The following is a 12,858-nucleotide window of genomic DNA, read 5'->3' on the forward strand; positions in this document are numbered from 1 at the left end:
TGATATAATTTTAGAGATTGGGGGGGATAGAATAGGTGTTGAGATAAAGAGTTCTAGGAGTGATGCTAGGATTCCTCTTGAGCATCATATAGATCAGGCGAGACTCTATAATTGGCTTTTTAATCTGAAAAAATCATATCTAGTATATATAACTCATGAAAGGATAACTCAATATCCTGTAGAGCAAAGAGCTACGGATGATGAGGTGATTATGAGGATAACTTCTAAATCATACCCTAGATATTTATGGGAATGTAGATATTGTAGCTATGCTGTGTTATGTCCGTATAAAAAATCCTAATTTAATCAGATCACGCTACTCCCTTAGCCCTCTCCTCCTCCAACCTTGCTTTATAGTATCTCTCCAACTCCTCATCACTCATACTCCTATATGGCTCGTCCAAAAGCTCCCTTGCATCCCTATTTTTAAGGAAGTAATATGTAGCATATGAACATATAGGCACAACCTTTAAACCCTTATTCCTAGCTACCTCTAGAGCTTTCTCAACTAACCTCTTGGCAGCACCTTTACCTCTATGCTGTGGAGGGGTATATGTTGATATCAAATACATCTTTCCCTCTTCAACTTTATATGTTAGATAAGCCTTCGAACCATCATTAAATTTAATGTAGAAGACCTCAGATGTATATTTAACCTCTAACTCCTCCCCCAATGTTAGTAGCCCATTAATATATGCTCTCTCAGAAGCTAATAGGCTTAATCAGAAGTTTTGTCTATAAAATATTATGATAGTTAAACCTCTCAATATATATGGAGGGGGTGGTAACCCATATATGCGCTCCCCCCATCTTGAAGGCTAAGGTTCTCAGTTGCAATCTTCATTTATTAAATCTATGAAGTAGTCTAATCTCTACCGATCCTAATTATGGAATCTAGTTTCTTCCTTATTATAGGCCTTATTATAGGGGGCAGTGCTTTTTTGTTGTTTGTTGGAAAGGCTTATATAGATTTGTTGTCAATAGTTTTATTGGTAACCCAGATCCCGCCTGGGTGATGGGAGCGCTACTCCAAGCCTAGGCGGGCTAAACCTAGATGGGAGCCCCATGCCGTTGGGCTTAACAGCTACCCATGAGCCCATAGGGATACCAAAATCCCTGTGGGCGAGGTAGAACCCCTAGGTATGATCATGAACCATAAAATGAATGGGATGAACAGCTAGGGAGAAATGGTAAAGCTTTTAGATATAAATGAGATATAAGGGGATTTAGATTTTTATAATTTGCTGATATAGAATGCCTAGTGAAGTGGTTGTAATTGCCTTAGGAGGAAATGCTATACTCCGCAGAGGCGATAGGGGTAGCGTTGACGAGATGTGGAGAAATATATATATGGCTGCTAAGCCTATAGTTCAACTATATTCTGAGGGATATAGGTTAGTCATAACACATGGAAATGGCCCTCAAATAGGGGTTATTCTTGAGTGGTTTGAATGTGCCAGAGATAAGATCCCACCATTAACGATGGATATTGCTGATGCAATGACACAGGGATGGATAGGTTATATGCTTCAGCAGGCAATAGGGAATGTAATGGTTGAGAAGGGGCTCCCTAGAAAGGTAGTTACCATTGTGAATCAGGTTCTGGTAAAAGGTGAGTTAGAGAAACCTGAAAAACTTGTTGGGCCTTACTACAGCTATGAGGATGCTATGAGAATTTCTAAGGAAAAAGGATGGATCTTTAAACAAGATCCTAGGGGAGGTTGGAGAAGAGCTGTGCCCTCTCCTGAGCCGGTGGAAAATCTAGAGACTGAGGCTATATTATCGCTTCTAGAAAAAGGCTACATAGTTATAGCCTCAGGAGGTGGGGGTATACCTGTTATAGATAGCGGAGGAGGTGTTATAAAGGGGGTTGAGGCAGTAGTTGATAAGGATCTAGCATCAGCTCTACTTGCCCTTAGAATCGGCGCTTCTAAACTAGTTATATTAACAGATGTGGACTATGTATATATAGACTATGGAAAGCCCACCGCAAAACCGATAAAGAGGATAAAGGCTGATGAGGCCATCGAGATGGTTGAAAAAGGCTTGTTCCCTCCAGGCTCTATGGCTCCAAAGGTTAAGGCGGCAGCTATATTCACGAGATCTAGTGGGAGGAATAGCCATATAGGACATTTAGATGAGGCTCTAAACGTTTTTCAAGGAACATCAGGTACTGTGATAGAGCCTTACTGACCTCCTCCGCCTTAAGGAGGCGAGGCTCTCAGTTGTAACTATTGCCTTTGAGTGTTTAGATGCTATGGCAACATCACTCTACATTAGAACCCCCTACTCCTAGTATTAGGAGGGATAGAATTTCTCTAGAGGATTAAGAGTATAAAAGCGTTCAAGCAATTTATCAATTAGTACTCTGTGAGACGACGGTGCGGATTTTGAAGTTCCCCCTGGATCATGTATGTATAAAGACAGGTATATTGTGTCCTAGGTGTCAGAAGCTAGTATCATCAGGGGCTATAAAGGATTTCGAGGTTGAGGTTATGAGGAGGCTTATCGATTTAGAGGAAGATCAGGAGCTGAAGAGATATATGCAGAATCTAAGCTATGTTAAGGCATATAGATTTGAGGACTCAATAGTAGTTTTGATCCAGAGAAGCGGTGATGTACCACATGATATTTACCAAAGGCTATCAAGGATTTTGAGTGAGAGCCTCAAGGCTAGGGTGAGAGTTATAAATGGATCATCGAGGGATCTTAAGAATATAGCATCACAACTTCTATTCCCCGCCAGGATCCTCGGTATAAATATCGTGTGGCTCCCAAATGGAACAAGCTTTCACGTGTTAAGAGTGTCTAAGAGGGATCTTAGGTATATATCGATCCCCATAGAGGCTGCGGAGAAAATATTATCGCTAATAATCGGCTCCGACGTCCAGATTAGGGGAGAATAGCTTTTCCGAATAGATTTTAAATATTTCTCTTAATAGATTTGTAGCATATCCCCCAGGATCTAGGCAGAACCAGATAGCACCGAGATCAGGGTCTAGTAGATCTATCTTTATGGGGAGTATTAGAGGCCTTTTAATACTAGATCTAATCTCAGGGATACATGGTTCTAGACCTAATGATCTAATTGATGATACATACATATCTTTATATTCTCCCACTATATCTTTGAAGGATAGCTTTTTTCCAGGGATCTGGAGTCCGTATAACCTCGATCTTAAAAACATCTCGCCCTCTACGAGCTGCAATCCTAACCCATGTTTTTTCCATCTATAGCTGATGTAGAGGTTAAATAGGTATGAATATGCTGCTGATATATATAGATCAATATACTCCCTTGGGACACTTTTTATAGCCCTTACTACGTCTCTGCTATTTAGATACTCGCTACATACCCTTCTCTCTATATGCATCCATCTAGGTGCTGAATCTAAGATCTTTCTACATGTTTCGAGTGTTTCTAATATCATCTCACCTGTAGATCTATTACCTGGGGGTTTACCATTTACTAGAGCATAGATCGCTTTTTCAAGCTGCTGGCATAGTAGTGCTAACCCTACTACATGTGTTATTGGCCTCAATACACCGAATCGCTGGTAAGAGTAGTAGTTCGGTATATACCCGTACTCTGATATCTTATATAGGATCCTAAGTAGATCTTTCCCAGCACCTCGCCCTATAATCTCTCCTATGTTGATCTTAAAGCAATTACCCATAATATCTCCTCTCTTGGCATGCCTTGATGTAGTTCCTACTAAGATTGCCTCTAAATCTCTGTCTGATATATAGGTTATGATGCTCTTTGGTTCTTCAACCATAATGGCTTGATATGTGCTTGCCCTTGCATCCTTGAGCCCATAGTATGATATCTTCTTTGGTCTGAGATATCTTCTCAAGATCTTTATTGCATTATATGTGTCAATACCTCTTTTTATGAGGAGGTAGACGAGTATGTTACCACGATCTGGAGGAGGCCTTATCGGAGGTCTGAGGATTCCCATCTCTCTTGTGTATTCATATACATAGAAATTATGTTGATCTAGGGGTTTAAGCGGTATGAGGGGCTCTTCATGTGTCATATAGCATTCCATTCCAAGCATTAGATCTAACCTGGATCTAGATTCTATACATTCAATACCACTCATAGAGTGTATCCTCAGGTGTATCTGAGAATTTATGATCTAGTATAGGCTTAGCCCACCAGTAATTCTATCTATAAGCTCTGATGGTGCAGGGCCTAGTCCAACTGCTGTTAGGGTTCCTGGTTCTAGCTCTGTTCTTCCTGCATCTCTTACTAGAGAGCAGGGGAGGCCCTCCTCTTTACACCTATTATAGATCCTGATTAAGTCCTCTTCACCTCCTCCTCTTACAACCACCTTTTTCATTCCCTGTTCTCTCCATATATCTAGCCATTCTCTACATTTCTGGCTCTCCATACATATAAGCACTGCCTCTACAGATGCATGGGCTACTTGAACTGCTAGTTTTCCTGGGCTTATTTTTAAATCTGTCCTCACAGCTATAACCTGTTTATACTCTCTCACAGCCATTCTATCCATATCGCTAAACACCGAGCCTTCATGGGATCTTTTTGAATGCTTCCCTCAGCTTCTGCCATGTGGATCGTAGATCTTCTGGAAGCACCTTCGCACCTCCTGTTATTGGCATGAAGTTTGTATCGCCACTCCACCGAGGAACTATATGTACGTGTAGATGTCCCTCAACCCCTGCTCCAGCGACTCTTCCGAGATTCACGCCTATGTTATAGCCATGTGGTGAGTATACCTCTCTAAGGGCGGCTATGCTTTTCTTAATAGCATTTATTAGATCTAATGCCTCTGCATCATCCAAGGATTCTATATCACCTATATGTCTATATGGGGCTACCATGACATGTCCTGTGTTGTATGGGTATGAGTTTAGTATTACGAAGACCTTTTTAGATCTATAGACTATATATGTATCCTCATCATTCCCAGCTATGGCTTCGCATAGGAAACACCCCTGCATACGATCAGCGCTTTTTATATAGCTCATCCTCCATGGAGCCCATAGCCTGTGCATTGAGGCCACCTATAGTATAGCTATTGCTTCAATCTCTATAGGTGAATCTCTGGGGAGCTTTGAAACCTGGATAGTTGTTCTAGCTGGGTATGGGGGTTTGAAGAACCTCTGGTATATATCGTTGAACTCCTGGAACTTAGAGAGATCTGTTAGGAAGGCTGTTACTTTCACTATATTCTCTAGATCGCCGCCTGCCTCCATAACAATTGTTCTTATGTTATTTAGAGTTATCTCAACAGCTTTTGAAAAAGGCTCTCTTATGAGCTCACCGGTTACAGGATCTATTGGAAGCTGGCCTGAAATAAATAGGATCCTCCCAGATGCTATAATGCCCTGGCTATATGGGCCTGCAGGTTTAGGAGCCTTTCTACTTTCAACTATTTTCTTCTCCATATTACCCACCAATTCGTTGTTCTTAATTGCAATATATAAGGTCTTTGCGGCTGAGGATCCATTATTCTAGATCGAAGGGGCTGAGGTTTCGTAAAGTAATTTAAGCTCTAGAAGATCAGGATATAATGGGTTAGAATATGAGTGTGACCTTCGCAGAGCTAGGCGATCTAAGGGTGGGAAGTCTCTTGGTAATAGATGGTGAGCCATGCAGGGTTGTGGAGATCTCTAAGGCTAAAACAGGTAAGCATGGATCTGCAAAGGCTCATGTAGTAGCTATATCGATAGTCTCTGGGATTAAGAAGACGCTCGTTGCCCCTGTAGATACGAGGGTTGAAGTACCTATTGTTGATAAAAGGGTTGGCCAGATCCTAGCGGTTAGTGATAAGAGTGTGCAGGTTATGGATATGGAGACGTTCGAGACATTCGAGACAGAGCTTCCTAAAGATGAGGAGCTTGTGAAGAAGCTAGCACCTGGTAAGGAGGTAGAATACTGGGTTGTAATGGGTAGGAGGCTTATTATGAACGTTAGAGGCTAGAGCTTTGAAGTCTCTAGAGAAGATAAGAGAAGCGGTTGTGAAATTTATAAGGGGCTCTGATCCGTATGAGCAGGCGGTAGATTTTTTTATTAAGGAGCTCCAGAAAAACCTGATCCAAGCAGATGTGAATGTGAAGCTTGTATATGAGTTAAGCAGTAAGATCAGGAGCCAGGCTAAATCCTCAGAACCTCCCCCAGGGTTTTCTAGAAGAGATTGGTTTATAAAAATAGTTTATGATAACCTTGCAGAGCTGTTCGGAGGCGATAGAACGCCGAGCATAACTCCTCAGAAACAGCCATATGTAATCCTCATGGTAGGGGTTCAGGGATCTGGTAAGACAACCACATGTGCTAAGATCGCTTATTTCTATAAGAAACAGGGGTATAGACCCTGTTTAGTGGCTGCAGACACATATAGACCTGGTGCATATGAGCAGTTAGCACAGCTAGCATCACAGGTCGGGGTTCAGATATATGGTGAGCCAGGCTCCAATGATCCCGTGGGGATAGCTAAGAGAGGGGTCGAGTTTCTCATTAAAAAGGGATGTAATATTGTAATAGTGGATACAGCGGGGCGCCATGGATATGGCTCCGAACAAGCCCTTATAGAGGAGATGAAGAGCATAGCAGATGCTATAAAGCCTGACGAGGTTATGCTTGTTATGGATGCTACGATAGGGCAGAGGGCATATGATCTAGCAAAGAGATTCCACGAAGCAGTACCCATAGGATCTATAGTAGTTACTAAGCTAGATGGAAGCGCGAGAGGAGGCGGAGCTCTCTCAGCTGTAGCAGCTACTGGGGCCACGATCAAGTTTATAGGGACTGGGGAGAAGATAGATGAGATAGAGGTCTTCAACCCTAGAAGGTTTGTTAGCAGGATATTGGGTTTAGGAGATATAGAGGGTATAATAGAGAAGTTCAGAGCATTAGAGGAGAGTAAAGAGCTGGAGAAGAGACTAGGAAAAGCTATAGCTACTGGAAAAATAACGCTAGCAGATGTCTATGTGCAGCTGAGAAGCATTATGAAGATGGGCCCATTGGTTAAGATCCTACAGATGATACCAGGAATATCCACGCTGATGCTGGGAGAAGAGGAGATAAGGGTTGGTGAGGAGAAGATGAGGCGTTGGATACATATAATGGATTCCATGACATATGAAGAGCTAGAGAACCCCAAGATCATCGATAGAAGCAGAATGAGGAGAATAGCTATTGGAGCTGGTGTGAGTGTTGATGATGTAAAGGAGCTCCTAGCATATTACGAGAACCTCCAGAAAATGATTAAGGAGGTTAGGAGGAGAAGGATCCCATTGCTAAAGGGTCTCTTAAAAGGGGAGTCAGGGAGTGAGGGTGCATAGGCCGAGGATCAGAGTAGTGTTGGTAGGGATCGAGGGCTCTATAAATCTCGGCATGGTGGCTAGGCTATGCAGGAACTTCGACGTCGACGAACTCTACCTAGTAGATCCAAAGGCTTCTATAAATGAGGAAGCATATAGCTTTGCTGCAGGGGGTAGAGAGTATCTTGAGAAGGCTATCATAGTTAACAGGCTTGAGGAGGCATTATTAGGATCCGATCTAGTTGTATGTACATCATCTATAGTGAGGGAGAAAAGCGATCCTCTTAGACAGCCTATGGAGTTAGAGCAGTTCCTAGAGGTTCTAGAAGGTAAGAACCTAGTATCTATAGTATTTGGTAGAGAGAGCACTGGTTTAACTAGGAAAGAGCTAGAGCTATGCAACATATATCTCCATATAATGGCTAGCGCGGCATACCCTACACTTAATCTATCACATGCGGTAGCTATAACGCTATATTCGATCTTTAAGAAACTATCTAGCAGATCATCGATCGACGTTGTTGAATACCCCTCTAGCGAGGATTACAAGGTGGCTTTGAAATATATTAAGGAGGCCTCTGAGCTTACCATGAATGATGAGAGGCAGAGGATCTCAGCTATAAAAAGTCTCGAGAGAATTATATATAAATCGAACCCAACTAAGATGGAGCTCTCATATTTTATACTTCTTCTCAGAAGGCTTCTCAAGAAATATATGATCCAAGAGGAGGGGGTTCGATCAGCCGATCGACCCTAAATCACCGATCATCCTATGTCGGCATCATCATTATCCCTTTTGATTTACTAGCTCTTCAACCTCAATCCTATATGCCTCTGGAAGCTTGCTTTCAGCCCTTCTCAGTGCCTCTTTAGCTTTTTCAATATCTTTCTCATTATTTACATACACAACCATGATCTCGTCACCGGGAGAGGTTATTGCTGCGACACCAACAGGCTTTCCAAATGCAAGTCTCATACCATCTTGAAGTCTATCAGCTCCTGCAAAGGCTAGCATCTTATTCTCTCTGAGCACATGGTGAGGATATTTCTTAACTACTAAGAAGAAGTTGGCCTCACCAACACTTGTAGATAGATATCTATGTGCAGCTACACGTGCAGCCTCAAGAGCATTATGCCTTATAACGCACTTTGTTGTAGCTATTAGTTTAACAGCATATCTATATACCCCCTTTGGATTCCCCATAGTATATTTCGTTATCTTTGGTGGCGGCACACCCTGTATATATTCCTTCCTAGTATATGGTGGCTTCTCCTGCTGCGTATAGCATCTAGCCGGTCTTAGCGGCATATCTCTAGCACCACCTTTCATAAGTATTGTTTAAGGCTTTTTATAAATTAATGTGTATTCCTAGAGATTCCTAGAGAGATATTTATTGAGTAGCTCTAACAGGCGCTCGATCTTATGCGGCCTTAAGCTAACCCCATATTCCCTCTCCTCAGAAACTAGATCTACATAGAGCTTCAAGAGCTCGGACTTCAAGCCCATAAGAAAGTTTTTTAAACCACTAGGATCATAGGATTTCTCTATACCACATACGAGAGCATCGGATATAACTTCTAATATTAGAGAAAATCTATATGGAAGCTCTCTAGGAAGATCCTCAAAATCGGGGATCGGTTCCTTAGGTGTTTCGCTGCAAGACTCGGTATAGAATTTTTTAATGATCTCATATGATCCCTTATCCCATGTAGATCTCCATATAACCTCTCTAAGAGAACCTAACATATAAAAGCACCTCACTCTTAAAAATATTGTTTATAAAGATTTAAATAAATTAGGTCATCCCCAGACAATCTCTTTATCTTATTCATAGCTTTCTCCTAATGACCATAGATCTGCAGGTTGATTTTTGAACCTTCATAGGGCTTAGATGTTGTGGAATGCTCTATTACAGATCTCTACATCCATTAATAGATCTTATATGTTGCTCGGTTTAAAAGAAGATTCTGTAGTTATCTAGTAAATAGCTAATCTCGATCTTTCTAATGCTTTTATCATAGTGAAGTGAAGTAATATTGGGGTTTTCAATATGGATACAGAATTTGTTGCCATATCCCTCGGCATATATATAATAGTCTTAGTACTTTCTATATATTTCGTGTTAAGGAGAGTAAGAGAGTATGGAGGTTTGAAGATTCTCATAAGAAAATTTCTAATGATTGAGAGTAAACATATTAAAAGATTTATTATAGATTATCTCTTGCAGGGGAGGTTCTTCAGATGGGGAGGTGAGCCTATCGTAGAGGGGATCTTTAGGGGTTTTGCACTATATTCATATCTATTGATCATGGTTTTAGCCCTTATATATGAGGTAGTATTATTGATGGGCTTGACTACCTACTATGTAAACGCGATATTGCAAATTATATTCTATATAGGTTTAGTGGCTCTCATCTCTGGCATTATTATTTTAATCGAGATGAGGCCTAGAAAGAGTGGGAGAAGCTGGCTTCTAGAGATGGGAGTAAGGGATCTTCTATATATATCTTTAATCCCGATTATAGGGGCTATGGCTATTCTAAGCCATATTTATAACAAATATATCATTTATGTTACCCTCCCACTCTCATCAATGCTCCTTCTACTTACACCCTTTACAAGGTTTTGGTATAATATATCCTCTGCCCTTAATATATTTTTGAGGGAAGAGAGACATCCAGGTAGACTTCCAACACCATTTAAGTTAAGCGAGTTAAGCGAGAGTGCTATAGAAAATATAAAGGTCGGCATTGGTCTATTTAGAGATATAGATGTTCTCGGCCTTATAAATCTTGACTCATGTGCAAACTGTGGGCTATGTGATAGCGTATGCCCAGCATATGCTGTTAACAGACCTCTATCTCCAAGGCAGGTTGTGCTAACCCTTAGAAAAGGGGCTAGAGAGTATCCTGACAAACAGGTTGTTGATCTGCTTAGCGATGATGTGTTCTGGTCATGCACCACTTGTGGGGCATGTGTGGAGGTATGTCCCATGGGGGTTGATCATGTGCCGTTCATCATAGATGTTAGGAGATGGCTTGTATATAATTCTAGGCTAGATGCTAAGAAGATAGCGTTGATAAGCAATATAGCTCAGAGTGGTAACAGCATCGGTCTACCTAACTATGATAGACATAAGTGGATCAGAGATCTAGGAGTTCCAACCATAGAAGAGGCAAAGGACTATGAGTATCTCCTATGGGTAGGCTGTATGGGGAGCTTTGATGAAAGGGCTAGAAATATCATACGATCTTTCATAGAGGTCTTGAGGGAAGCTGGTGTAAGGATAGCCGTGCTAGGGGATCAAGAGCTATGCTGTGGCGATCCCTTAAGAAGGATCGGGGAGGAGAGCAGGTTCCAAGATATAGCTCTAAAGAATATTCAGCTTTTAAAGAGCCTCGGTGTCAAGAGGATCGTTACTATATGTCCGCATGGATACAATATATTTAAGAATGAATATAGAGACATAGATCCCAGTTTTGATATTGAGGTGCTCCACCATTCACAGCTATTAGCAAAGCTGATAGAAGAGGGTAGGATAAAGCCTGGGATAAAGATTGAGGGGCCTGTGACGCTTCACGATTCATGCTATATAGCTAGGATCAATAGGATTGTGGATGAGCCAAGAAAGATAATCAGGATCTCGAGTAAGGAATATAGAGAGGTGAGAAGAAGTGGTTTTAGAACCTTCTGCTGTGGTGCTGGAGGTGCTAATTACTGGTATGATGTTCCAGAAAGAAAAAGAATATCTGTTGAGAGGGTGGAGGAGCTTGTATCAACAGGATCCAAAGTGATAGTAGCTGAATGCCCATTCTGTATAGCGATGCTTGAAGATGCATTGAGAAACCTGGGTCTCGATAAAAGTGTTAGAGTAAGAGATCTATCTGAGATCCTAAGGGGAGGTGCCTAGCCCTGGACTATATACCGTTCCAAGCTAAGGTCATAAAGATCTTGATGGAGAGGTATAAGAATCCCTTAGGGGCTCCTAATAATATATGCTATAAATGGGCTCTAGATCTTGGATTGAAGAGGGGAGGCGATACAATACTCTATACCGGGTGTCTCTATCAGCTTATGTCATATGCGGAATCACTAGTAAGGCTATATGAAAGGCTGGGTAGATTTGGGCGAAATGCTGCCCAGATGCTTATTAAAATTTCAGAGAGAGCTTTAGCCTGGCTAATAGCAAGATTTATAGCACTAGATAATGATGTATATAGCTATTCTGTGAGAAGTCTTAGAGGCGTAGTTGAGATTCTTAGGAGAAGTGGTGTTGAGTTTGGATATCTATATGAAGGTGATATATATTCAGGAATATATCTATATGAGCTGGGTCTAGAAGAGGATTTTGCTAGGCATGCCCAAACCGTTTATAATATATTTAGGAGCGCAGGTGTTAAAAAGGTGATAACTGTAGATCCGCATACAACATATGTATTAAAGGAGATCTACCCAAGATATATAGATTCATATCAGCTAGAAGTCTTTCATTATCTAGAAGTGATTAGAGACGCTGTGGGGGCGAATATGAAAAAAGCGAATATGAAAAAAGATTCTTTTCATCGCTATAGAAATCCTCCTGTGATCCATGATTCCTGTTATATGATGAGAAAGCTGGGCCTCTACAAAGTTGTGAGAAGAAGCCTCAACAACATACGCTATATAGAGCCTAGAAGGACTGGGGTTAACACGCTATGCTGTGGAGGACCTATAGAAGGTATATCTCCAGGGCTAGCTCTTAAAGTAGCTGTTAAAAGGGCTGAGGAACTAGCTTCAACGGGCTCTCAGAGGGTCATTGTTATGTGCCCCATATGTTATGTGAATCTTAAAAGAGCCTTTGCTAGGCTTAGATATGAAATAGCTATAACAGATATTTCAGAAGAGATCTTAAACGCAACCTATTAGGAGCTTTCTCAGGCCTTAGAGGGCAAGATTTGCTAGAACTTTTAATAGATTCTTCCACCTACTTGGGCTCACATTAATATAAAAATATATTGAAGCTAAAACGTAGATCTAGTTCTATGTTAGGATATACATGGGTAACACGTTCAAGGCTAGATGTAAGATTAACGAGCTGGAATATGTCCCGTAAATCCTATCTTTAAAGTATAGAAATAGGGCTTAGCATAGGGACATAGGGTTCTTCTTAGTTTTTTCTGCCTCAGTGTTTATATACCTAATTCTTGAATATAGCATTTATTACGAGGCTGCAGATATTGGTATCGATTGAGGAGGTTGAAAAGCACTTAGGATCTAAGGTAAGGGATCCATATGGAAGGGTATTAGGGATATTATCATCCATATATTCTGAAATAGATGGTAGCGTAACTGGTGTTGAAGTGCTGAGAGAGGATGGATTACTTCTTAGCATACCTTCAGAGAGGATTAGTGTTACATCGGATGGAATAGTAGTTATACCTGAGTGGAAGATCGAGGCTATAAAGGTTGAGCAGCAACTTGATAGGGCTAGGAAGAGATCTAGAGCTCTTGAGGATCTCTATTCTTCTAAAGAGATAGGATCCCAGGCCTATGAGGAGATTAAGAAGAGCTTAGAGGCGACTCTT

16 protein-coding genes are annotated in these 12,858 nt (G+C 41.2%); 9 read left to right on the forward strand and 7 right to left on the reverse strand.

Going from position 1 to position 12,858, the window contains the following annotated elements; translation table 11 throughout:
- A partial coding sequence (locus QXE01_08540) for a CRISPR-associated protein Cas4 (protein ID MEM4971284.1) occupies positions 1–301 on the forward strand: 301 nt, incomplete at its 5' end.
- 10 nt (positions 302–311) lie between these two features.
- Here QXE01_08540 and QXE01_08545 read toward each other — a convergent pair.
- Entirely contained in the window at positions 312–674 is a 363-nt protein-coding gene (locus QXE01_08545) for a GNAT family N-acetyltransferase (protein ID MEM4971285.1), read from the reverse strand.
- Between the two features lie 580 nt (positions 675–1,254).
- Here QXE01_08545 and QXE01_08550 point away from each other — a divergent pair.
- Together QXE01_08550 and QXE01_08555 are read left to right on the forward strand one after the other, a co-directional pair.
- Positions 1,255–2,193, forward strand: a complete 939-nt coding sequence (locus QXE01_08550) for a carbamate kinase (protein MEM4971286.1) — start codon at positions 1,255–1,257, stop codon at positions 2,191–2,193.
- A gap of 197 nt (positions 2,194–2,390) precedes the next feature.
- Complete coding sequence (locus tag QXE01_08555) at positions 2,391–2,906, forward strand: hypothetical protein (GenBank protein MEM4971287.1); 516 nt, start codon at positions 2,391–2,393, stop codon at positions 2,904–2,906.
- Here QXE01_08555 and truD read toward each other — a convergent pair.
- The 4 genes from truD to QXE01_08575 are packed head-to-tail and all read right to left on the reverse strand — an operon-like array spanning position 2,868 to position 5,418.
- Positions 2,868–4,106, reverse strand: a complete 1,239-nt coding sequence (gene truD / locus QXE01_08560) for a tRNA pseudouridine(13) synthase TruD (protein ID MEM4971288.1) — start codon at positions 4,104–4,106, stop codon at positions 2,868–2,870. The two genes, QXE01_08555 and truD, sit on opposite strands and share 39 nt — an antisense overlap.
- A gap of 36 nt (positions 4,107–4,142) precedes the next feature.
- On the reverse strand, positions 4,143–4,520 hold the full coding sequence (gene pth2 / locus QXE01_08565) for a peptidyl-tRNA hydrolase Pth2 (GenBank protein MEM4971289.1): 378 nt from the start codon (positions 4,518–4,520) through the stop codon (positions 4,143–4,145).
- A gap of 19 nt (positions 4,521–4,539) precedes the next feature.
- Positions 4,540–5,025, reverse strand: a complete 486-nt coding sequence (locus QXE01_08570) for an HIT domain-containing protein (protein ID MEM4971290.1) — start codon at positions 5,023–5,025, stop codon at positions 4,540–4,542.
- Positions 5,026–5,034: 9 nt separating this feature from the next.
- On the reverse strand, positions 5,035–5,418 hold the full coding sequence (locus QXE01_08575; GenBank protein MEM4971291.1) for a Rid family detoxifying hydrolase: 384 nt from the start codon (positions 5,416–5,418) through the stop codon (positions 5,035–5,037).
- A 137-nt stretch (positions 5,419–5,555) separates the two neighbouring features.
- Here QXE01_08575 and QXE01_08580 point away from each other — a divergent pair, with 137 nt between their 5' ends.
- From QXE01_08580 to QXE01_08590, 3 genes are read left to right on the forward strand one after another with little or no spacing between them, the layout of a single operon-like run.
- Positions 5,556–5,954 (forward strand): translation initiation factor IF-5A, encoded by a 399-nt coding sequence (locus tag QXE01_08580; GenBank protein ID MEM4971292.1) that lies wholly within the window; start codon positions 5,556–5,558, stop codon positions 5,952–5,954.
- 4 nt (positions 5,955–5,958) lie between these two features.
- Positions 5,959–7,314: a signal recognition particle protein Srp54 gene (locus tag QXE01_08585; GenBank protein ID MEM4971293.1), complete on the forward strand. Its 1,356-nt coding sequence runs from the start codon at positions 5,959–5,961 to the stop codon at positions 7,312–7,314.
- Positions 7,301–8,050, forward strand: a complete 750-nt coding sequence (locus QXE01_08590; protein MEM4971294.1) for a TrmH family RNA methyltransferase — start codon at positions 7,301–7,303, stop codon at positions 8,048–8,050. The genes QXE01_08585 and QXE01_08590 overlap by 14 nt, the downstream gene beginning before the upstream one ends.
- 30 nt (positions 8,051–8,080) lie before the next feature.
- Here the strand turns inward: QXE01_08590 and QXE01_08595 are convergent, their stop codons facing one another.
- Together QXE01_08595 and QXE01_08600 are read right to left on the reverse strand one after the other, a co-directional pair.
- Complete coding sequence (locus QXE01_08595; GenBank protein ID MEM4971295.1) at positions 8,081–8,602, reverse strand: 50S ribosomal protein L16; 522 nt, start codon at positions 8,600–8,602, stop codon at positions 8,081–8,083.
- A gap of 60 nt (positions 8,603–8,662) precedes the next feature.
- Entirely contained in the window at positions 8,663–9,040 is a 378-nt protein-coding gene (locus QXE01_08600; GenBank protein MEM4971296.1) for a hypothetical protein, read from the reverse strand.
- A gap of 304 nt (positions 9,041–9,344) precedes the next feature.
- On the opposite strand from QXE01_08600, the gene QXE01_08605 reads away from it, so the two are divergent.
- The 3 genes from QXE01_08605 to QXE01_08615 form a co-directional block, all read left to right on the forward strand.
- Positions 9,345–11,204 (forward strand): heterodisulfide reductase-related iron-sulfur binding cluster, encoded by a 1,860-nt coding sequence (locus QXE01_08605; GenBank protein MEM4971297.1) that lies wholly within the window; start codon positions 9,345–9,347, stop codon positions 11,202–11,204.
- A 44-nt stretch (positions 11,205–11,248) separates the two neighbouring features.
- Entirely contained in the window at positions 11,249–12,199 is a 951-nt protein-coding gene (locus tag QXE01_08610) for a (Fe-S)-binding protein (protein MEM4971298.1), read from the forward strand.
- Positions 12,200–12,510: 311 nt separating this feature from the next.
- Positions 12,511–12,858: cell division protein (locus QXE01_08615; protein ID MEM4971299.1), on the forward strand; the 348-nt coding region annotated here is incomplete at its 3' end.

The sequence above is a fragment of the Sulfolobales archaeon genome (assembly GCA_038897115.1).
Classification (GTDB): Archaea; Thermoproteota; Thermoprotei_A; order Sulfolobales; family AG1; genus AG1.

Bases quoted from the DNA above. Each gene is read 5' to 3' on its own strand.
- QXE01_08550 (MEM4971286.1), top strand. From the start codon at position 1,255: ATGCCTAGTGAAGTGGTTGTAATTGCCTTAGGAGGAAATGCTATACTC.
- truD (MEM4971288.1), bottom strand. From the start codon at position 4,106: ATGAGTGGTATTGAATGTATAGAATCTAGATCCAGGTTAGATCTAATG.
- pth2 (MEM4971289.1), bottom strand. From the start codon at position 4,520: ATGGATAGAATGGCTGTGAGAGAGTATAAACAGGTTATAGCTGTGAGG.
- QXE01_08570 (MEM4971290.1), bottom strand. From the start codon at position 5,025: ATGCACAGGCTATGGGCTCCATGGAGGATGAGCTATATAAAAAGCGCT.
- QXE01_08575 (MEM4971291.1), bottom strand. From the start codon at position 5,418: ATGGAGAAGAAAATAGTTGAAAGTAGAAAGGCTCCTAAACCTGCAGGC.
- QXE01_08580 (MEM4971292.1), top strand. From the start codon at position 5,556: ATGAGTGTGACCTTCGCAGAGCTAGGCGATCTAAGGGTGGGAAGTCTC.
- QXE01_08595 (MEM4971295.1), bottom strand. From the start codon at position 8,602: ATGCCGCTAAGACCGGCTAGATGCTATACGCAGCAGGAGAAGCCACCA.
- QXE01_08600 (MEM4971296.1), bottom strand. From the start codon at position 9,040: ATGTTAGGTTCTCTTAGAGAGGTTATATGGAGATCTACATGGGATAAG.
- QXE01_08605 (MEM4971297.1), top strand. From the start codon at position 9,345: ATGGATACAGAATTTGTTGCCATATCCCTCGGCATATATATAATAGTC.
- QXE01_08610 (MEM4971298.1), top strand. From the start codon at position 11,249: ATGGAGAGGTATAAGAATCCCTTAGGGGCTCCTAATAATATATGCTAT.